We start from the raw sequence: 20168 nt of genomic DNA, 5'->3' as shown, positions 1-20168 counted from the left end.
CTTCATATCGGCCCCGGACCGGCCTATCAACACTATAAGCCGCTTGCCCGCCCGCCGGCCACCGGAATGTCCATCTGCTGCCGCGTGGCCGAAGCCGGGCCGCGATTGCACCACGCGTGCATCCTGCCCTCTCCTAGTCGCCGCCGGAGACCACCAGCTTTTGCTTGGCGCCGCCGCCCGAACGCGCAATCGCATCCACCACCCGCACACGGAACTCCGCGGGTTCGGCTTCGACCGCCTCGAGTGCCGCACGCACGCCCAGTTCGACGGCAGCGTGGACGGCGGCCGCATCGGCGCCTTCAAACACGGCGATCGCGATTTCCAGACCATCCGGCAGTTGCACGAACTGGAATTGCCGCACCCCGGCCGCACCCGTCAGCGGCGAGCGAAGCCGGTGGGCGTGCACATTGACCGTTCCGCCACCGCGCCTGGGCAGCCGCAGCGTCTCTTCCCTCCGCCCGGCAATCGACCCGATCCGCCAGAACGGCAGGCCGCAGCGGCACGGCTCGGTCGCCATCGCCACGATGTCGGAGATCTCGTAGCGCACCAGCGGCAGCGCGCGATTGGCAAGGGTCGTCACCAGCAGCTTCGCGCCCTCCACGCCGTCGGGTACCGGGCGGTCGTCTCCGTCCACCACCTCGAAGACGAAACTGTCTTCGGCGAGATGCAGCCCGTCGCCAAGCAAGCATTCGTGGCCCATGGGTCCCGCCTCGGTGCAGACGTAGCTGTCGGCGATGGCCGCCTGCCAGGTCTCGGCCGCAAGCTCGCGCACCTCCTCCGTCAGCGTCTCGGCGCTGGTTCGGAAAAGCCGCGGCCTGATCTTCAGCCGCCCCGCCTGCTGCTCGCCCACCAGGACACGCACGAAGGACGGATAGGTCGAGATCACCTCGGGCTGGTTCAGGTTGAGGCCCTCCACGATCTCCTCGATCGGCATCAGCACGTTGAACCGGGGCGCCGGCGGCCTCAACGCCCGAAGCTCCACGCCGATATGGTAGGAAATATGGACCGGCGACGAGGCGAATATGGCAACACTGCGCGTCGTCTCGTCGATGCCGACGATCGCCTGGAAACGCACCATGTTGGCGATGGCCGATAGCCAGGCTGCGGGATCGAAGACCGCGACCCCACGCTCGCCGGTCGTGCCGCCCGTGGCAACGGCTCTGTATTCACCAAGCAGAAGCGAGCCGGAAGACTGTCCGCCGAGATGCCCCTCGACCAGTTGCCGGCTCAGCCTCGGGTCGGTAACGATCCGGTCGAAATTCTCCATAAGCGCCCGCTTCGTCAGCACGGGCAGATCCTTGAGTGCGGCCCCCTTCGCCAAGCGGTCGCCAATGGTTTCGCGATAGTAGGGTGACGCATTGACCGCATGCTTCAGGGCGGATTGCAGCGCGCCGCCTTGAAACGATCGCAACTGCTCCCGCGACCATTCCGAGCGCAGCAGACGCTCCTGTGCCGTCTTCAGCAGAAGGTCGCGATCGAGCGTCGGAGACGCGGCGGTGACTGGCGACATCGGATCAATCCTCGTGTCCTGCTTCAGCCTGGAACCGCGCCAACTGCAACCGGGCACGGTCAAAAGGTCGGCATGCGGACGAACCGTCGCTCCGGCAGATGGAACCGGAGCCCCTTGCCGCGGAAAGAGGAAACGGTCCGCCTGCCCGCTGCAACCGGGATTTGCGGCGAAACGTCCAATTGCACCTCAGGGCCTTGATTGTATCGCGAAAGCGGGGATCTATGCGACTGCAACGCGGAATACCCGCCCCGCCCCCAGTCTCGACGCAGGGCGACCAGGCTTCGGCCGGATTCGTCGCGGCACGATCAGGAGGAGAAAAGCAGTTGGCCGAGCCGTTTGTCGTCTACGGAGCCTCAGGCTCAGGATCGGTTCCGATCGGGGCCGTTTTGAGCCTCATCGGCGTGCCCTACCGCGTCGAGGAACACGCCCCCTGGGAAGGAAAGCAGGAGGCGGACAGGCTGGCGCGCATCAATCCCCTGCGCCAGGTTCCGGCCCTCGCACTCCCGACCGGCGAACTGATGACCGAAAGTGCCGCGATCCTGATCTGGCTTGCCGACGCACACCCTCAGAGCCGTCTGGCCCCGGCGATAACCGACCCAAAACGGCCGGCGTTTCTCCGATGGATGACCTTCGTATCCGCCGCCACCTACGCGCTCTACTGGATCACCGACGACCCGTCCCGCATCGCCGAACGGGAAGAGGACCACGCAACCGTCAAGGCCCGCGTGTTCGACCGCGTCGCCCATTGCTGGCAGCGAATGGGCGCGGAACTGCAACCGGGCAAATATCTTCTCGGCGATGAACTGTCGGTCCTCGACCTCTACGTCGCCACCGCCTCGCGCTGGTCACCCGGCCGCCGCCGCTTCTACGAGGTCGCCCCGACCCTTGCCGACATCGTCCGCCGCGTCGATACCGATCCGAAGCTCGTGACGCTCTGGACGGAACGCTTTCCGTTTACCGAGGGCTGGGAGCGTTGAGGGCAGGAAACCTCGTTGATGTCGTCGCTGCAGCCGCAGCGCGATGGACATCCGGCCGCGACCGCTCAGAGCGGCATTCTGCCCTCCACGATGGCCCTGAAATAGGCCACGCCGAAAGGAATGGCATCGTCATTGAAATCGAACCGCGCGTCATGCACCGACGCGCTGTCGCCATTACCGATCAGCATGATGTTGCCGGGGCGCGCTTCGAGCATGAAGGCAAAGTCCTCCGAGCCCATCAGCGGCTCCAGGGCGTCGTTGACGTGCGCGTCTCCGACCAGGGATCGCGCCACGCTGACGGCAAAGGCGGTCTCTCTTCCATGGTTCACGGTCGGCGGAAACATGCGTTTGTAGGTGACCGTGGCGCTGGCTCCGTAGGCCTCGGCAATCCGTTGCGCGATGGAGGTAACGCGCGCCTCTATCAGATCTCTCGTGCCGGGATCGTAGGTCCTGGTCGTCCCGCCCATCTCGGCCGATTGGGGGATGACGTTGCCGGCCTTGCCTCCTGCCATCCAGCCGACCGTGACCACGGCGCACTGACGCGGATGGACGTTGCGGGAGACGATCGTCTGCAAGGCCAGAAGTATATTGGCGCCGACCACCAGCGGATCGACGCTGACGTGCGGGGAAGCGCCATGCGCGCCCTTGCCGTCGACCCTGATCCTGAAGCCATCGGCCGAAGCGGCCAGAGGTCCACAAGCGGTGGCAAACTGCCCGATCGGCAAACCGGGCTCCGTGTGCATGGCATAGATCTCGTTGATTCCGAAACGCTCCATAAGGCCATCGTCGACCATGGCCTTGCCACCGCCGCCGCCCTCTTCGGCCGGCTGAAAGACGACCACGGCCGTGCCGTCAAATGCTCGCGCCTCGGCCAATTCCCGCGCGGCCCCCAGCAGCATCGCCGTGTGGCCGTCATGACCGCAGGCGTGCATGACGCCCGTTGTCCTTGACGCCCAGGCGGCCCCGGTCGCCTCCTCGATTGGCAAGGCATCCATATCCGCCCGCAGGCCAATCACCCTGCCGCTTGACCGCTTCTGGCCGTGGATAACGCCCACGACGCCCGTCCGACCGATGCCGGTCACGACCTCGTCGCATCCGAACGCGGCGAGTTTGGAACGCACGAACTCCGCCGTCCTGTGGACGTCGAACTGCAACTCCGGATGGGCATGAATGTCGCGCCGCCAGGCAACGACATCGCCATAATCGGAACCGACGGCCGGCATGGAGCCTCCCTTTTCCTGAGTTTGCGGCTGCAAATGGCTCGGCGGTGAAAGATATGGCGTTTATGAAGGGATGCAACCTGCGCCCTCTATACAACCGATCGGCTTGTCACGTGGCGACCGCATGATATGCATTCGGCCTGTTCACCATGAGCACCCCATGACCGACGAAGCCCCACCACCGCTCCTGACCGAAGACGACCTGCGCCATATTACCCGCTGGGCGGTCCTGTGCGCCGCGCGCGCGCTGCCGGTCTTCGAGGCGGCGGTGCCGGGCGATACCCGGCCGCGCGAGGCGATCGCCGCGGCTGTCGCCTTTGCCGAGGGTGGTCCGCGCACGGCCGTCTTGCGCAAAGCCGCCTGGGGCGCCCAGGCAGCGACGCGCGCGGTTGACGATCCCGCCGCCAAGGCTGCCGCCCGCGCGGCCATTGCTGCGGCCGGTGCGCCCTATACCCATCCGATCGAAACGCCGCACCAGATCAACCATGTGCTCGGCCCGGCTGCCTACGCCATCCAGGCGCTCTCGATCGGCGCGGCGGACGAGGCCGCCACCATCGAAGCCGACCTTCGGCAACTGATCGCCGCCGCGTCGCCGGAGATCCATCGCATCGTCGGCAAGTTGCCGGGACGAAAGCCCAGCAAAGGCGCGTTTCACGCCCTGCTCTACCGGCTCGACACGGCGCTGCGTCGCTGATCGCGGATCAGGAACCCTCGCTCCGCCACCCATTTGCAGGCCCCCGATCCGTCGGGTCTCCCCGCTCCTTTTTCGCCTCGTCACTGAGCCAGGCGATCACAGTTTGAAGGCTGAGCGACTTTCGGTAGCGCGGCCAGACCAGATAGAAATCCGAGGGCCCGGTCATCGAGCCCTCGAACAACCGGATGAGCCGCCCCTCGGCGAGATCGCGCGCGACGAAATCGCGGTTGGCAAGAACGATCCCCTGGCCTGCCGTCGCCGCCTCGATCGCGTGCGAGGTCTGGTTGAAGCTGATGCCCTTGAACGAGGCCTGCCGGCTGCCACCGAAATGCCGCTCGATGAACTCCGGCCAGAAATTATGGGCGTCGTGCAGCAGCGTGTAGCCGGCCAGTTCCTCGGCGGTTTTCGGCGCCGGCCGCCCGGCAAGCAGCATCGGGCTGCAGACCGCGACGATCTCCTGCTCGAACAGCAGTTCCACCGCAAGCCCCGGCCCGAAGGGTGGCCGCCCGTAGCGCACGGCGAGATCAACGCCATCGGCCTGGAAGCTCGACATGCGGTCGGTCGCCAGAATATGCAGGTCGAGATCCGGATGCCGCGCGGTGAAATCCGGCAGGCGCGGGATCAGCCAGCGCGACGCGAAGGACGGGGTGGTGCTGATCGTCAGCCGCACCGGCTGGGGCTTCAGCCCGTCGGTCGCCCGCGCGATGATCTCCAGCGCCCGCCTGACATCGGCGATATAGGCGCGTCCCTCGCCGGTCAGCGCCAGCGCGCGCGGCAACCGCTCGAAGAGCTTGACCCCAAGCTCGGCCTCGAGCCCGCGGATCTGCTGGGCGACGGCCCCTGGCGTCACGCCCAGTTCCTCGGCTGCCAGCCGAAAGTTCAGGTGGCGCGCGGCCACCTCGAACACTTTCACCCCATTCAGCGAAGGGAGCTTTCCCGGTGCATCACTCATCGGATAGTTTTTCTACTGCCATATGAAAGCGAAATTGCTTCGTCGTCGCATGGAGGAGATGGTATTTCAATGGCAGCACCCGCGAAAGCGGCATTCCACGGATATGGATGAGGAGATTGGTAAAATGGCAGTAGAAAAAGTGGCCGTAATCACCGCCGGCGGCTCAGGCATGGGTGCCGAGAGCGCCAGGCGTCTGGCAGCCGACGGCTACAAGGTTGCGATCCTCTCCTCCTCCGGCAAGGGCGAGGCGCTCGCCGCCGAGCTCGGCGGCATCGGTATCACCGGCTCCAACCAGTCGAACGATGACCTGAAGCGTCTTGTCGATGCGGCCATGGAAAAATGGGGCCGGATCGACGTGCTGGTCAACAGCGCCGGCCATGGCCCGCGCGCCCAGATCCTCGAAATCACCGACGAGCAATGGCACACCGGCCTCGACGTCTACCTGATGAACGTCATCCGCCCGGTCCGCCTCGTCACGCCGATCATGCAGAAGCAGAAGGCGGGCGCGATCATCAACATCTCCACCGCCTGGGCCTTCGAGCCCTCGCCGATGTTCCCGACCTCCGCCGTCTTCCGCGCCGGTCTTGCCTCCTACACCAAGATCTTCGCCGACACCTATGCGGCCGACAATGTGCGCATGAACAACGTTTTGCCCGGCTGGATCGACAGCCTGCCGGCGACCGAAGAGCGCCGCGATGCCGTGCCGATGAAGCGCTACGGCACCAGCGCCGAGATCGCCGCCACCGTCGCCTTCCTCGCCTCTGATGGTGCCGCCTACATCACCGGCCAGAACCTGAAGGTGGATGGCGGCCTGACGCGTTCGGTCTGAACGCGAGCCACCTCTTTTACTCCCGTCGCGCGCCTCTCAGGGGCGCGCGCCAGCCATTGTCGCACCCCGCTCAGGCCGTCACGGCCGGCGCGGCGTTGATGGCAGCATCGGCAAGCCGATCGCCGGCGGGTGCCCTCAACGGCATCGTCAGGGTCACGCGGAAATGGGCCGGGGAGACCGGTCCGGCGATGAGCGAACCGCCCTCGGGGAAGCGCGCCTTGACACGCTCTTCGACATTCGCAAGCCCCACACCGAGCCCGGATCGCTTGACCATCGGCAGGACTTCGCCGGCATCGGACACGTTGTCGACCGAAAGCTGCAGCCGGTCTTCCTCCTGCGACGCGCTGATCGTGATCTTCAGATCGCCGGACGAGTGCCCGAGCCCATGCTTCACGGCATTCTCGACGAGCGGCTGCAGGATCAGGCTCGGCACCAGCGCCGTTCTCAGCTCCTGCGGAATGTCGAGCGTGACGCTGATGCGATCGGAGAACCGCTCTTTCTCGATCGCCAGATATTCCGATTGCAGCGCCAGTTCCTCCGAAAGCGCCAGATCCCGCAGAGGATCCATCTCCAGCGTCTTTCGCAGAAACGACGACAGCGAAAGCACCACGCGGCTCGCCTGAGAGGAGGCGCCCTCCTCGATCAGACCGACGATCGAGTTCAGCGTGTTGAACAGGAAGTGCGGATTGATCTGGTAGTAGAGCGCCTGCATCTTCGCGGTCAGCGCCTCTTCGCGCGAGATCGCCAGCCGGCGCTCCTGCGCCCGGACCTTCAGATTGTACATGTAGGCGATGAAGAAGCAGGACCAGCCGAAGAACAGCGAGACGCCGTAAAACAGCGTGTAGCAGAAGTTCTCGATCGTATAGTCGACACCGACTGCGGGCTTCACATAGGTGAACAGGTGATAGTCGATGGTGGTCGCAACCGTCGACGCCAGAATGGACAGGACGGCCGACACGAAAACCTGGGCTGCGATGTTCCGCGCGCGCATCATCGCCACGATGTGCGAAATCATCAGCGTGATCAGCACGCAAACCAGCGACACGACGAGCTTGATCGGCGCGTAGTCGACCGGATTGACGCCCAGCACCACCCAGAGCCCGCCGGTCATGAAGAACTCGGCCGCCCAGAAGGAGAGCACGAGCTTGATCACGCGTGAGAAGAACGCCGCGGCGCTCGTGTCCGAATGGTCCATGTCGAAGGTTTTTCGGTAGAAACTTCCAAGCACCATTATTCCGGCCACCATCCGCATTCGGTCATTCGCGTCGTTCAATCTATTTGCCTCAATTAGCGAAAATCAACCAATGCAGGCAAATCAACCTTTGTACGCCACAGGAATAGAAGGCGCTGCGGGCGCGCTGAGGTTCCCCTGCGCGGCCACACAGACGCCAGCATAGTGGTCAAATCGGCCCCCTCAGTCGCTTGGCCGGGCCACCCTCCGTGCGCATGTTCGTCGCTATCCCGTTGTCTTTCCTTGAGAAGCTCCTATTTCCCTGACGAAACCGCGAAAAAGGAGTTCCGCATGAACCGAAACGGCCTCTATCTCGTCATCGCCCTGCTTGCCGTCGCCGTCGTCGGCCTCGGCATCTATGTCTACCAGGAAGAGACGAAGCCGGGCGTCGAGATCAAGATCGGCCAGGACGGCGTTTCGGTTCAGGAAAACTAGGACGCAGGCAACAGGCGCGAACGACGAAGCGGGAACGGACCTCAACCGGCCGCCGCGTGAACGCGTTGCGCTGCCAGAGCCGCCTGTTGACCATGGCAAACGCCTCGCCCTATACCGAACCTGCTCGCCTGAACTGAGCAGAGGAATTGTCGATGCTGGAGCTTGTTCTCACCCACTGAGCGTCTCGATCGGTCGAGACGCGAAACCGCGCCACCGGCGAACGATACCCGTCGTTCGCGGTCGACAGCGCGCGACTGAAGGGTTTCAAGAACAGGTTTTTGACAATGACCACCATCGACATACGCTCCGAACGAGCGACTGACATCGCAACCATCCGGCAGATCACCAAGGCCGCTTTTGCGCCGATGGCCTATAGCAGCCAGACGGAGGCCGAAATCATCGACGCGCTGCGCAACGCCGGCGCCTTGACGATCTCGCTGGTCGCCCTCGACCAGGGCGAAATCATCGGTCACGTCGCCTTCTCCCCGGTCACGATCGACGGGAAGGACAAGGGCTGGTTCGGTCTCGGCCCCGTCTCCGTCAGGCCCGACCACCAGAAGAGCGGCACCGGCGGCAGGCTGATCCGCGAGGGCCTTGCGCGCCTTGCAAAGACCGGCGCCAAGGGCTGCGTCGTCCTCGGCGAGCCCGACTACTACAAACGCTTCGGCTTCGAGAACCACGCCGCCCTGCGCCTTGAAGGCGTACCGGCCGAATACTTCATGGCAAAGGCGTTCGAAGGTCCGGTACCGTCAGGGCGCGTCAGCTTCCACGCGGGCTTTGATGCAAGCTGATTGACCTGACGACATGCCTCGGAGCGCGATGTGGAAGCACATCGCGCTCCGATACTCGCCTGCTTCCTCGTCGCCGAGAAGGGACGCCTGTTCGGCGACGCCAGCGTCAGCACCGCGCCGGCGCTGGACGCATGAGCATCTTGATTTTGCATCCCGAATGACTGTCCATGGCGACACCCGTCGCGACTCGCTGCTGCCAGGCGATCACGAGAGACCGCGACATCCCGAAACGCCAAAGGTGCCGCGTTGACTGCAAGCCCTTCCTTCACCGCCGCGCTGCTGCTTGCGGCCGCATCCGCCTCTGCGGCGATGGCAGGCGAGACGAGCACCGCGCCCTCGGGCACCTATTGCGGCCAGCTTTCCTCCGCCGGCGTGCTCTCGGACGCCGAGACGCATTTCGAAACCGCTGCCGATGGCACGGTCGTCGGCAAATACGTGTTTTCCGATCAGGGCCAGTCCGTCGACGGTGAACTCGCCGAAACCGGCGACGATGGCGACGGCAGCGATCTCACCCGAAGCTTCATGTGGCGCGACAAATACGGCTACGGCCAGTTGATCGTCACCTTCACGCCGGATTTCTCCGAATTCGACGGCAAGTGGAATGCCGGCGGATCCGAGTTCCTGCCGTGGAACGGCCGGCGGTGTCATCAGACGATCAGCTAGAGCGCGCCAACAAAGCGAGCCCAAACCGCATCGCCGCCTCACGCCGCAATCACCGCCCGCATCAGCCCCTCCAGCCAGTCGGCAAACACCTTGAGCCGGCGCGACAGATGCTGGCGGTGCGGGTAGAGCAAAGCCATCGGCATCGGCGCGGCGACGTGATGCGGCATCACCTCGACCAGCCGGCCCTCTCGGATGTGATCGATCACGTCATAGGCCGGGATCTGGATGAGGCCGAGGCCGGCGAGGCAGCAGGCGATGCTGCCTTCGGCGCTGTTGACGCTGACCCGGCCGGCAACCGAAACCGTGCGCGCCTCGCCGTTCTCCATCCATTCCCAGTCCTCCACCCGGCCGCTCGAGGGTGAAGCGTAGTTGACCGCGACGTGGGCGCTGAGATCGTCGGGCGTCTCCGGCGTGCCGTGGCGCTCGAGATAGTCGGGGCTTGCGACATTGATCAGACGCAGCGCGCCGAACGGCCGGGCAATCAGGCTCGAATCCTCGCGCGGTCCGACACGCAGCGCGCAGTCGACGCTTTCCTCGATCAGGTGCACCGCCCGGTCGGTCATGCCGAGATCGATGTCGATGCCGGGGTACCGCGCCAGGAACTCCGGCAGCGCCGGCGCCACGATCAGCCGGCCGATGCGGCTCGGCAGGTCGACCCGCAGTCGTCCGGTCGGGCCGGAGGTGTCGCGGCGAAACAGGTTCTCCGCCTCGTCCATATCGGAAATCAGCCGCAGGCAGCGCTCGTAGAAGGCTGCCCCATCCTGCGTCGGCGCAACCTTGCGCGTGGTACGATGGAGAAGTCGCGTGCCGAGCCGGGTTTCGAGCGTCTGCACCGCCGCCGAAACCGAGGAGCGCGGCAGGCCCAGCGTGTCGGCCGCGCGGGTAAAACTCGCGCTTTCGACGACACGGGTGAAGATGCGGAAAAGCTCGATCCTGTCCATGCCGGCGCGCGACGCCTCACTCCCATTGTTCGTAATTCCTGACAAGTCATGTCACGTTCGGGGACTTTATGCCAGCAGCGCCGACGATATTCTCCTGGTCGCGATGCCGGTCGCATCACCGACCGCTCACGTCGGCGGCGATAAGGCCCGCACCCTATGAAGCAAGAGACACGACGTTCGCAACGAGCGGCGGTCGCACAGGCGGCCCGTACTGGAGAGCGGGGCGATTTCGGGCAAATGCGTAGCCCCGCCGCCGAACGAAAGCATCCGCCATCCGGCGCACAACAGGAGAAACCCATGGCAGACCACAGCATCAACGGCAAAACCGCCCTCATCGCCGGCGGCGCGAAGAACCTCGGCGGCCTGCTCGCACGCGATTTTGCCGCACACGGCGCCCGTGGCGTCGCGATCCATTACAACAGCGCGGCGACGAAGGCGGCAGCCGATGAAACCGTGGCGGCGATCAAGGCGACCGGTGCCGCGGCCCACGCCTTCTCCGGCGATCTCACCAGCGCCGCCAATGTCGAAAAGCTCTTTGCCGACGCCAAGGCGGCGCTCGGCAGCATCGACATCGCCGTCAACACCGTCGGCAAGGTGCTGAAAAAGCCCTTCGTCGAGATCACCGAGGCCGAATACGACGAGATGAGCGCGGTCAATTCGAAGTCCGCATTCTTCTTCCTGCGCGAGGCCGGCAGGCACGTCAGCGACAACGGCAAGGTCTGCACGCTGGTCACCTCGCTGCTCGGCGCCTTCACGCCCTTCTATGCGGCCTATGCCGGCACCAAGGCGCCGGTGGAGCACTTCACCCGGGCAGCCGCCAAGGAGTTCGGCGCGCGCGGCATCTCCGTGACCGCGATTGGACCCGGCCCGATGGATACGCCCTTCTTCTACCCGGCCGAAGGCGCCGACGCCGTCGCCTATCACAAAACCGCATCGGCCCTTTCGGCCTTCTCCAGGACCGGCCTCACCGACATCGAGGACATCGTCCCCTACATCCGCTTCCTCGTCTCGGACGGCTGGTGGATGACCGGCCAGACGATCCTGGTGAATGGCGGCTACACGACGAAGTAGGCCGGAGGACCTGGCACCGGAGCATCCCGCCCAGTGTCTCTCTCCCCGCTTGGCGGGGAGAGATGTCCGGCAGGACAGTGAGGGGGCAGCTTCGGCGCAGGGCAACCCTTGGTGAGCGGCGGCCCTGGCGCGGCCCAGTCCCCATCCCGCCCCACAAAATTCGATTGGAATTTTAGAACGTTATGTAATGTGATGGACAAGGCCGCAGGGCGGACAACCGATTTTGATGGATGAATTTCATGCTGCGTTTCCACTTCCTCTGCCGCCATCTGCTGGCGGCCCTCGTTCTCGTCCTGACCCTCGCCCTGCCCGCACTCGCCGAGACGACGCCTCCGCCGGTCACCGTGATCCTTACACCCGGCCAGAGTGCTGCCGAGATCGAGGAGACCTTGCGCGCCGCCGCCAAGGCCGGCGGGTCGGTGACCGTCGAGTGGCGCGACGCTGCGGCGCAGGCCTCGGGCGAAACGACGACGCCCGCTGGCGCTGGCGTCGCGGCACCGGCGCCCGCGTCGGGGGGCGCGGCCACGCATCAGGCTGCACCCGCAACCACGACGCCTGAACCAACGTCCTCGCCCGATCAGCCGGACACGCTCGACACGCTTTCCGCTCGTTTTGTCAATGGCTTGCAGATGGGCGTTGCCGGTATGTCCGGCATCGCCGGGGTGATGGCTGACGTTGCGGCAGGCATCCGCGCCGAGGGCTGGTCGGTGGTTTCGGTAACAGCCGTGGCCCTGCTCGCCGTCGCAGCCGGCCTTGCCGCCGCCTTTGCCAGCCGGCTCCTCATCCACCGGCTGTTCGGCGCCTCGTTCGAAGTGGTCGATCTGCTCCACCGCATGCGCGCCTCGCTGATCCGGCTTGGCTTCGACATCGCCTATCTGGCGATCATCGCCGTGGCCGCGCATGCCGTTGCCCGCCTGTTCCTGACGCCGGCCACTGCCTCTGCCGAACTCGCCCACGCCCTCATCACCATCGCCCTCGCCTCCGTGGTCTATGCAGTCGGCGCCCGCTTCCTGTTTGCGCCGACGCGGCCCGAGATCCGCCTGCTCGATATCGCCCACCCGCGCTTCCACGCCAACATGCTGACCGCCTATGGGGCGATCGGCGCCATCCTCGGCGCCAGCCTGCGCTTTGCCCACCAGCGCGGACTGGAGAATGCTGCAACCGATGGCTGGCTGTTGATCGGCGTGACCCTGTTGACGCTGTTGAAACTCTATTGGTTCATCGCCGGCGCCGGCGATATCCGCACGGTGTTTGCCGGTGAAAACCCAGGCCCGGTGCGCCGCGCCATCGCCTTCGGCGTGCCCGAATTCTATGCGGCAAGCGCCATCGTGCTCTGGCTGATGAGCGTCATCGTTGCCGGCAGCCCGAACAGCGCCGCCTGGAGCTTTGCCGGCGGCACGACACAGATCATCCTGCTCGCGCTTCCGATCCTTGCCTTCGGCATCCATTCGCTGGCGGGGGCTGCCGCCGAGCGCCGGCGCACGCCGGCCTCCCACGCGCTGCACGCGGCGATTTCGGGCAGCGTCCAGACGGCGCTTGCCGGCGCCATCTGGCTGATCGGCCTGCATCTGATCATCACGCTCTGGCGCCCGGTGCTCGTCCAGCATGATACGGCCGGTGCCATCGGCTGGATCGTCATCCTCGAGCGCATCAGCCTTGCGGTGGTCGCGAGCTGGGTGATCTGCAGTTTCCTCTGGAAGAGCTTCGAGGCCTTCGCGCCCACCGCCCGCCTCGCTTTGCCCGGCGACAGCGAGGACGATACGGTGGTCCACCAGCAAAGCCGGATTTCGACCATCCTGCCGCTCGTCCGCAACCTCATCTTCGGCGGTATCTTCGCCGTCACCAGCCTCGTCATCCTTTCCGCACTCGGCATCAATATTGCGCCGCTGATCGCCGGCTTCGGCGTGCTGGGTCTCGCCCTTTCCTTCGGCTCGCAGACGCTGGTGAAGGACGTCGTCTCCGGCATCTTCTTCATCGCCGACGATGCCTTCCGCGTCGGCGAATATGTCGATACCGGCAAGCTCAAGGGCACGGTCGAGCGCATCTCGCTGCGCTCGCTCCGGCTGCGCCACCAGAACGGCCAGATCCACACGATCCCCTATGGCCAGCTTCAGGCGGTCACCAATTTCAGCCGCGACTGGAGCACGGTGAAGTTCGAGTTGAAATTCGAGCGCGATGCCGACCCCGAGAAAATCCGCAAGACCATCAAGAAGGTCGGCCTTGCCATGCTGGAGGATCCCGAGATCGGCGGCGAATTCCTGGTGCCCTTGAAGATGCAAGGCATCCAGGACGTCACCGAAAACTCGCTCGTCGTGCGCCTCAAGTTCACCGCCCGCCCCGGCAACCCCAGTATCCTGCAGCGCGAGTCGATGAAGCGCCTGCTGCCGGCGCTGCGCGAAGCCGGCCTCGACCTCGCCTCCAACGCCGTCACCGTGCGCTCCGGCGCTGCCGGTGCAGCCGAGGCGGAAGCGGCCGCCGCCAACCTGGCGCTGGCGAAAAAGCCGCCAGCGGCCGAAACGGCGGAGGCGGAGGGATAAGCAGGCAGTCGATGGCGACAGCGGCATGGACATGCCGTGTCCGCCAACGGCACGCGTCCTCCACCGATCTCGGTCCGGCGACGAGGACACGCAATCATTCAAGTGCCGCGACGACCTTTGCGTGTATGGTGGGTCGCGCGGGCGCGGCAGCAGCGCCTTTCGATGGAGCGTCAGGAATGGATAACGATCACCTCTGGTACTGTCTCGTCGGCACGAAGGACACCAACACCGGCATGGCCCGCTTCCTGCTGGCCGTCGGCGCATTCATCGTGCTGTTCGGCGTCGTCTTCTGGATCCTCGGCCTGTAGAGCCGTTCGGCGGCCATCTCTTCAAATCGACATCGAAGGTCCAGAAGCCCGAGGAGATGCGAAGCGCTCCTCACGCGTCCGAATTCACGCGGCTACGCCCCTTCAGCCGCTCGTTGAACTTCTCGGTGGCCGGCCGCAACTCCGATCCGTCGTTCTCGCGTAACCGCTTCAACACGGCCTGTAGCTCCCCGGGGAAATCTCCGGCCTAGGACGGGCTGGAGCACACCGAAAAGCTGCATGCCTCCCCGATTTCCCGCTGTCCCCACGGGAACAATAGTCGGCCCCGCCCATTTGCTAGAACAGGTTCAACAAAAGGCCGGAAGGCCTTTGACCGGAAAGCACAGGGCTTCCGGATCGATCACCGCCCGGCGCAACGAAGGATCAAGGCCAGGCAAGAAGGAAGTCGGAGCAACGCCATGCGCATCATCCTGGTAGCCCTTGTCGCCTCAGTCATGAGCATCCTGGTGTTCAAATATGCCGATCATTCGCTTGGCAACACGCAGATCGTTGCAACAGCCGAACAGCTCGCCGCCCTTTAAGAACCTCCCCCTGATCGTGCTGCCGGTAGCAGAACGATGCTCCGGCCCGGCGCCACAGCTCTCCATCCTCCCCATCTCTGGCTGAAGACGGCACTCGCACTCGAAGCGCCACCACAGGGATTGCTTTGTCCAGTCGGCGCGAAGGACATCGGTCGCGGCCCGCCGACCCTTACCGTTTCCATCCCAGGCGTCTCTGGCAGCTGCCCCGCAGGCGCAGCGACATAACCCCGCCACCGATCGTGCCCTGCCCGCCCTTCCCCGCTCCGGCCGAGGGCGCAATTGGGAGCGCCCAATTTCGCAACCTCTAATAGACACCGAACGATGGGAGAACGGTCCAAGCACGAAAGTGGTTTTCCCGTAGCCTCCTCCCCCAAATGGGGGAGGAACATTTCGTGAAACCACTCGACGCGTAAGCGCGCCTCTTGCTAACCGCTAAAGTTGTCTTACATAGGCATGGGCAACAATTTATACGATTGAATAAATGGACTTTCGTCTCGTCGCCGGCGGCATGTTTGTCGCTCTGCTGTGCGCAATCGCCATCGTCCTGTTCGCGCCGCGAACCGAGCAATATTTGAGCTATTCCAAATATGAGTGGACGATCTCCGCGTTGCGCAAGCGCCCGGGCGCGCAGCGGCAATATGTAGAGGCATGCGTATCGGAGTACCTGCCCGACCTGAAGGACAATGCGCTTGAGGGAACGCCCTATTCCAGCCGGAAGGAAATGGCGGAGGACGTCTGCCGGCGCTACTTCAAAGTGTTCATCGATGGCAGGCTGACCTTCGCCGAGTTCAACCGCTCGATGTACGAGGAGCTTCCATTCTCCGTGGTCGAGGAGGCTGAGCGCCGGGAGCCACGCCCTCCGCGCAGCAAGTGAAGGCCAAAGGCCTCGCCTCTGCACTCGCCGTAGCTGTTGGCTAACCCAGAACTTGGCGGCCGTCAGCCATGCGGGCGCCGGCGCTCGTGTTGAAGCGTCCCGGCGGTTTCTCGCAAACGGATCATGTCCCGATCCGCGCCCAAGGCATCGGAGGCGGCCATCCCACAAGCCGGCGCATTCACTGCGCGAGAAGACTAGGACGCCGGGCATCCGGCGGCGCCGTCCGACGGTCGCCGGCAAACAACGGCCCGCCATGCGGCGCCAGTTCCAGCTCGGCAAGCCGGATCAGCTCTGCTGCCTGTCCTGCGCCCGCGTGGCGCAATGCCGTGTCGAAGCGTTCGGCAAGCGACGCGTCCGCCCGGACGAGCAACCGCGGCAGCCATTTGCCGCGCCCAGACCATTGCCCGCGGCCAAGCAGCATCAGATCGGCGAGCGGCTTCGTCAGTTCGGCGGCAATGGCGCGGATCTCGGCGGCCGGGCGTGCATCGCGCAGATCATCCACCAGATCGGTGATCTGGTAGCGTAGTCCGTCGCGTATCTCAGGCGTCAGCGGCGCCGGCCCTCGTTCCAGGCGCTGTTGCGCCCCGGCCTGAAGCGCTTCGGCACGCGCCCGCTCAGGCCCGATAGCAACGCCGCCCGCCACCATGTCCGCAAGCACCGGGCAACCGCCCGCCATATCCTGGTCGACAAACCAGTTGAGCGTCTCGAAGTCGTGCACGAAGGCCTCGATCGGAAAACCGTCGAAATGGAAGCTTTCCCGCCAGGCGGCCGGCAGGGCCTCGTGCAGCACCACCAGGTCGATATCCGAGGTCTGCGTACCCTCGCCGCGCAGGATCGAGCCCGCGACGATCGCAAAGATCGCCTGCGGAAAGCGTTCCGCAAGCACCGCCTCAGCCGCCATCACCGCTCTCGCCGCACGGCCTGGTGCCGCTGGCGCGTGCTTTGCCGCCTCATGGGCGGGCACACCCTCGTCGCTCATTCGAGCCTCCAAACGCAAGGACCCTCCCGATATGGCGTCATCACATCGGGAGCGTCCTTGAAGCAGGCGATGGATGCGTATGCTATTGCAGCGTGCGGGTCGGTGCAGGTTCTGCCGCCGGCTGGCCGACGGCGGCACCGGCCGGGTTGGCGGATGAGCGCGCGCCGTCGAGGCCGGTCGCAACGACGGACACGCGGAAGGTACCGTCGAGCGTACGGTCGAAGATCGAACCGACGACGATGTCGGCTTCGTCATAGACCTCTTCGCGGATGCGGGTCGCGGCTTCGTCCACCTCGAACAGCGTCATGTCCATGCCGCCGGAGATCGAGATCAGCACGCCGCGGGCGCCGCGCATCGACACTTCGTCGAGCAGCGGGTTGGCGATGGCGGCTTCGGCCGCCTTCAGCGCGCGGCCCTCGCCGGTCGCCTCGCCGGTGCCCATCATCGCCCGGCCCATGCCCTTCATGACAGATTTCACGTCGGCGAAGTCGAGGTTGATCAGGCCTTCCTTGACGATCAGGTCGGTTATGCAGCCAACGCCCGAATAGAGCACCCGGTCGGCAATCACGAAGGCATCGGCAAAGGTGGTCTTGGCGTCAGCGATGCGGAAGAGGTTCTGGTTGGGGATGACGATGACGGTATCGGCCGCCTCGCGCAGCCGCTCGATGCCCTGCTCGGCCGTTTCCATGCGGCGCTTGCCTTCGAAGCTGAAGGGCTTGGTGACGACGCCGACCGTGAGGATGCCGGCCTTGCGTGCCGCCGCCGCAATTACTGGGGCCGCGCCCGTGCCGGTACCGCCGCCCATGCCGGCGGTGACGAAGCACATATGCGTGCCGCCGAGGTGATCCATGATCTCGTCGATCGATTCTTCCGCCGCCGCCCGGCCGACATCCGGCAGCGAGCCCGCGCCGAGGCCTTCGGTCACGGCGGCGCCGAGCTGGATGATGCGCGACGACTTCGACATGGCGAGCGCCTGCGCGTCGGTGTTGGCGACCACGAAATCGACGCCCTGAAGCCCTTCGTTGATCATGTTGTTGATGGCGTTGCCGCCACCGCCGCCGACCCCGATCACGGTGATCTTCGGGCGCATTTCGGTGATCGTGGGCTTCTTGAAATCGGTCATGGCTTGTCTCCTAGAGCCAGCGCCTTGCAGGCGCCCGGCAGCGGCGAATCGGGCAGCTTGTATTTTAGGAATTGAAAAAAGCCATGGAGAAGGCAAGCAAAAAGGGCGACGCGCCTATCCACATATGAATTTTAGCGGGGGCGCAGAGGCGAGAATTCGGCCGTCGGGTTTCGTCGGCACAATGGAGAAATCTACAAAATAATCAATGCTATGGCATATGCCATCCCCTCACCCTGACCCTCTCCCCGCCTGCAGGGAGAGGGAACGCGGACGACGGCCGGCTCCCAGGTCGAGACCTGCCGACGGGCAACGCGGCTGCCACATTGGCCGAAGGAACGAGCGGCCGCCACGTCCCTCCTTCTCCCCGCGACAACGGGGAGAAGGTGGTCGGCAGGCCGGATGAGGGGCCGATCTCGCCACCCTAAGACTGCGCGAAACCGCCCCTGCCACAGGCTATCCCTTAAGCCTCAAAACTCGGCCGCGAACGCACCCGCTCGAGCCAGCGCTGGACGTTTTTTGCAGAAGCCGGGATTTCCATGCCGAAGACCTCGCAGAGCCAGGCGGTGACCCCTGCGGTGATGTCGGCGATCGAGAATTCGTCGCCTGCCAGGAACGGCCTTCCATCCGAGAGCTCATCGTCGAGCCAGCCCCATTTCTGCGGCACCGCCGCCCGCTCGGTCTCGGCAAAGGCCGGAAACTGCGTCAGCCGCTCGGCAAAGAACGCGTCCGAATGCAGCGCCACATTGCCGACGGTACCGAGGATCACCAGTTCGGCGCGCCGGTTCCACATCTCCACCTTGGCGCGGCTGACGGCGTCATGGCCGAAGAGCTGCGGCTCGCGCGTGGTCTCTTCGAGATAGCGGCAGATCGCGACGCTCTCGGTGATAACAGTGCCGTCGTCGAGTTCCAGCACCGGGATCTGACCGAGCGAATTGACGGCGAGAAACTCCGGCGCCTTGTGCTCGCCCTTGGCGAAATCGACATCCACCATCGGCAGCGAGATCCCCTTCTCCGCCATGAAGATGCGCACGCGATACGAATTCGGTCCCATGCCCTGATAAAGCTTCATCTTATCCTCCTGTCGATGAGGCGACCGCCCCGTTCCTCCTCAACCGCATAAAAGCGGAACACCGGTTGTTTATAACAACCAGTTTCATTTAACTCAATGGTTTATTTCAGTAGGCAAGAATTCTTTTTCGCGAACGCTATCGGCTTGTACCGCCGCTTCGCCGGTCGTCAGACAAGGTTTCGGGACAATAGCGTCCTATAGCGCTCGAAGGCGTCCCGCTTTCGCCGCCAGTGATCGAGATGCCCGTCCCGTTTCAGCCGCTCGGTCGCGGCCGCGCCGATCATTGCCAGCATCGCCGCCTCGTCGCCCATATGCCCGAGCACATCGGCGACCATCCCAAGCAACGCATCGTCTAAGGCAAGACCGTAGGTCGCGCACAGCCGTTTCAGCCGCCGGCTGCCATCATCGAGATCCGCCAGCGCCGCGGCCTTCAAGTCATCGGAATGGAAGGAAAGCGGCACGGTCCAATAGGCGAGATAGGCAAGGTCGCGCAGCCGCGGCCCGGGACCGGCGAGATCGAAGTCGATGATCCCCACCGGTTCGCCGGCCCGAAAAACGAGATTGTACGGCGCAAAATCATTGTGGCAAATGACCTCCCATCGACGCCGATCCGGATATCTAAAGGCCCAGCGATCCGCCGCGCCGAAGTCGAATTCGGCCGTCGCGTCATGATAGGCGCGAAGCAGCCGCCCTGCGGCAATCAGCGCATCCTCGCAAAGCCAGATGTCGGAAGAGACACCGGCATCGCCTTCAACAAAGCTCAGCATCTCTCGTCCCTGGCCGTCGAGGCCCAGGAACCGCGGCGATCCCGCAAAACCCTTTGCCTCGAGACGGAGGAGCAGCCGGTGAACGGTCGCGCTCTCAGGGCGCGTGGCGCGGCGCACCGTATCGCCCACGCGCACGACGCCGGCATTGACGTTCCCGCCCGCAAGCGGCGTTTCCTGTATCGGCGTTTCGGATGTCATCGGACCGTTCGAGAGGCTGGAGGCGAAGCTGGTCGAGGATCGTCTTCGGATCACCCCCTGTCAACGAACCGTTCCCATCGACGGCCCGGCCGATCGCTGTCCTTGAATCTGCCGGGCGATCATGCTTGCCTCTTCCAAACAGGAGCTTGCCATGTTCGCCCGATCCGCCGTCGCCTGCCTCGTCCTCGTCCTTGCCACTGGTCAGGCCAATGCCGCCCTTGCGCCGAATTTTCAGCGTGCCCGCGAACTGAACGCGGTCATCAACGCGGTCGCCGTCGCCGTTCCCAAACACCCGATCGACAAGGTCATCAGCCAGGGCCGCGACCGTTATGCCGTCGTCGCCGGCAAATGCACGGTGATCGCAAGGATCGTCGGTCTGCCGGCAAAGCCTGGCGTTGTCGGCCCGCGCCAGTTCGAGGTCGAACTCGACAAACCCGATTGCGACTGACGCCAACCCGAC

At 64.8% G+C, this 20168-nt stretch carries 21 protein-coding genes; 12 read left to right on the top strand and 9 right to left on the bottom strand.

Annotated features, from left to right (window positions below):
- Positions 1-133: 133 nt before the first annotated feature.
- Positions 134-1510 (bottom strand): phenylacetate--CoA ligase family protein, encoded by a 1377-nt coding sequence (locus IB272_RS07835; protein WP_246810321.1) that lies wholly within the window; start codon positions 1508-1510, stop codon positions 134-136.
- Positions 1511-1833: 323 nt separating this feature from the next.
- Between IB272_RS07835 and IB272_RS07830 the strand changes: the two genes are divergently transcribed.
- Positions 1834-2487, top strand: a complete 654-nt coding sequence (locus IB272_RS07830) for a glutathione S-transferase family protein (RefSeq protein ID WP_192444284.1) — start codon at positions 1834-1836, stop codon at positions 2485-2487.
- A gap of 65 nt (positions 2488-2552) precedes the next feature.
- Here the strand turns inward: IB272_RS07830 and IB272_RS07825 are convergent, their stop codons facing one another.
- Entirely contained in the window at positions 2553-3710 is a 1158-nt protein-coding gene (locus IB272_RS07825) for a M20 aminoacylase family protein (RefSeq protein ID WP_060516119.1), read from the bottom strand.
- Between the two features lie 157 nt (positions 3711-3867).
- On the opposite strand from IB272_RS07825, the gene IB272_RS07820 reads away from it, so the two are divergent.
- Positions 3868-4401, top strand: coding sequence for a putative immunity protein (locus IB272_RS07820; RefSeq protein ID WP_192444283.1), 534 nt, complete (start codon positions 3868-3870; stop codon positions 4399-4401).
- Positions 4402-4408: 7 nt separating this feature from the next.
- Here IB272_RS07820 and gcvA read toward each other — a convergent pair whose 3' ends face one another.
- Positions 4409-5353 carry a transcriptional regulator GcvA gene (gene gcvA / locus IB272_RS07815; RefSeq protein WP_192444282.1) on the bottom strand — a complete coding sequence of 315 codons (945 nt, stop codon included), beginning with the start codon at positions 5351-5353 and terminating at the stop codon, positions 4409-4411.
- Between the two features lie 124 nt (positions 5354-5477).
- Between gcvA and IB272_RS07810 the strand changes: the two genes are divergently transcribed.
- Positions 5478-6182 (top strand): SDR family oxidoreductase, encoded by a 705-nt coding sequence (locus tag IB272_RS07810; protein ID WP_034793321.1) that lies wholly within the window; start codon positions 5478-5480, stop codon positions 6180-6182.
- 70 nt (positions 6183-6252) lie between these two features.
- Here the strand turns inward: IB272_RS07810 and IB272_RS07805 are convergent, their stop codons facing one another.
- Positions 6253-7413 (bottom strand): histidine kinase, encoded by a 1161-nt coding sequence (locus IB272_RS07805; protein ID WP_192444281.1) that lies wholly within the window; start codon positions 7411-7413, stop codon positions 6253-6255.
- 291 nt (positions 7414-7704) lie between these two features.
- Here IB272_RS07805 and IB272_RS07800 point away from each other — a divergent pair, with 291 nt between their 5' ends.
- The 3 genes from IB272_RS07800 (at position 7705) to IB272_RS07790 (ending at position 9302) form a co-directional block, all read left to right on the top strand.
- Positions 7705-7848: a hypothetical protein gene (locus IB272_RS07800; RefSeq protein ID WP_034793319.1), complete on the top strand. Its 144-nt coding sequence runs from the start codon at positions 7705-7707 to the stop codon at positions 7846-7848.
- Positions 7849-8141: 293 nt separating this feature from the next.
- Positions 8142-8639, top strand: a complete 498-nt coding sequence (locus tag IB272_RS07795) for an N-acetyltransferase (protein WP_034793767.1) — start codon at positions 8142-8144, stop codon at positions 8637-8639.
- Positions 8640-8885: 246 nt separating this feature from the next.
- A complete protein-coding gene (locus tag IB272_RS07790) occupies positions 8886-9302 on the top strand; it encodes a hypothetical protein (RefSeq protein ID WP_246810320.1) in 417 nt (138 codons plus the stop codon).
- Between the two features lie 38 nt (positions 9303-9340).
- On the opposite strand, the gene IB272_RS07785 is transcribed toward IB272_RS07790, so the two are convergent.
- A complete protein-coding gene (locus IB272_RS07785; protein ID WP_192444280.1) occupies positions 9341-10243 on the bottom strand; it encodes a LysR family transcriptional regulator in 903 nt (300 codons plus the stop codon).
- A gap of 297 nt (positions 10244-10540) precedes the next feature.
- Between IB272_RS07785 and IB272_RS07780 the strand changes: the two genes are divergently transcribed.
- The 5 genes from IB272_RS07780 (at position 10541) to IB272_RS07770 (ending at position 15572) form a co-directional block, all read left to right on the top strand.
- Positions 10541-11314, top strand: a complete 774-nt coding sequence (locus IB272_RS07780; RefSeq protein ID WP_192444279.1) for an SDR family oxidoreductase — start codon at positions 10541-10543, stop codon at positions 11312-11314.
- Between the two features lie 239 nt (positions 11315-11553).
- Complete coding sequence (locus IB272_RS07775) at positions 11554-13851, top strand: mechanosensitive ion channel family protein (protein ID WP_192444278.1); 2298 nt, start codon at positions 11554-11556, stop codon at positions 13849-13851.
- A 176-nt stretch (positions 13852-14027) separates the two neighbouring features.
- The gene (locus IB272_RS35335; RefSeq protein WP_255380500.1) at positions 14028-14159 is read left to right on the top strand and encodes a hypothetical protein; all 132 of its coding nucleotides are present in this window, start codon (positions 14028-14030) and stop codon (positions 14157-14159) included.
- A 416-nt stretch (positions 14160-14575) separates the two neighbouring features.
- Positions 14576-14698: a hypothetical protein gene (locus tag IB272_RS35330; protein ID WP_255380501.1), complete on the top strand. Its 123-nt coding sequence runs from the start codon at positions 14576-14578 to the stop codon at positions 14696-14698.
- A gap of 481 nt (positions 14699-15179) precedes the next feature.
- Positions 15180-15572: a hypothetical protein gene (locus tag IB272_RS07770; RefSeq protein WP_192444277.1), complete on the top strand. Its 393-nt coding sequence runs from the start codon at positions 15180-15182 to the stop codon at positions 15570-15572.
- A 178-nt stretch (positions 15573-15750) separates the two neighbouring features.
- On the opposite strand, the gene IB272_RS07765 is transcribed toward IB272_RS07770, so the two are convergent.
- The 4 genes from IB272_RS07765 to IB272_RS07750 all read right to left on the bottom strand — a co-directional run bounded on the left by IB272_RS07765 (position 15751) and on the right by IB272_RS07750 (position 19708).
- The gene (locus IB272_RS07765; RefSeq protein WP_348646778.1) at positions 15751-16551 is read right to left on the bottom strand and encodes a nucleotidyltransferase domain-containing protein; all 801 of its coding nucleotides are present in this window, start codon (positions 16549-16551) and stop codon (positions 15751-15753) included.
- Between the two features lie 82 nt (positions 16552-16633).
- Positions 16634-17674 (bottom strand): cell division protein FtsZ, encoded by a 1041-nt coding sequence (gene ftsZ, locus IB272_RS07760; RefSeq protein WP_034793296.1) that lies wholly within the window; start codon positions 17672-17674, stop codon positions 16634-16636.
- A gap of 460 nt (positions 17675-18134) precedes the next feature.
- Positions 18135-18743, bottom strand: a complete 609-nt coding sequence (locus tag IB272_RS07755) for a glutathione S-transferase family protein (RefSeq protein WP_034793282.1) — start codon at positions 18741-18743, stop codon at positions 18135-18137.
- 167 nt (positions 18744-18910) lie between these two features.
- Positions 18911-19708: an aminoglycoside phosphotransferase family protein gene (locus IB272_RS07750; protein ID WP_192444276.1), complete on the bottom strand. Its 798-nt coding sequence runs from the start codon at positions 19706-19708 to the stop codon at positions 18911-18913.
- Between the two features lie 151 nt (positions 19709-19859).
- On the opposite strand from IB272_RS07750, the gene IB272_RS07745 reads away from it, so the two are divergent.
- Positions 19860-20156 carry a hypothetical protein gene (locus IB272_RS07745; RefSeq protein WP_063891143.1) on the top strand — a complete coding sequence of 99 codons (297 nt, stop codon included), beginning with the start codon at positions 19860-19862 and terminating at the stop codon, positions 20154-20156.
- Positions 20157-20168 lie beyond the last annotated feature (12 nt).

The organism is Ensifer sp. ENS08 (genome assembly GCF_014852195.1).
Classification (GTDB): Bacteria; Pseudomonadota; Alphaproteobacteria; order Rhizobiales; family Rhizobiaceae; genus Ensifer; species Ensifer adhaerens.
This window is presented reverse-complemented; position numbering and strand designations above follow the sequence as displayed.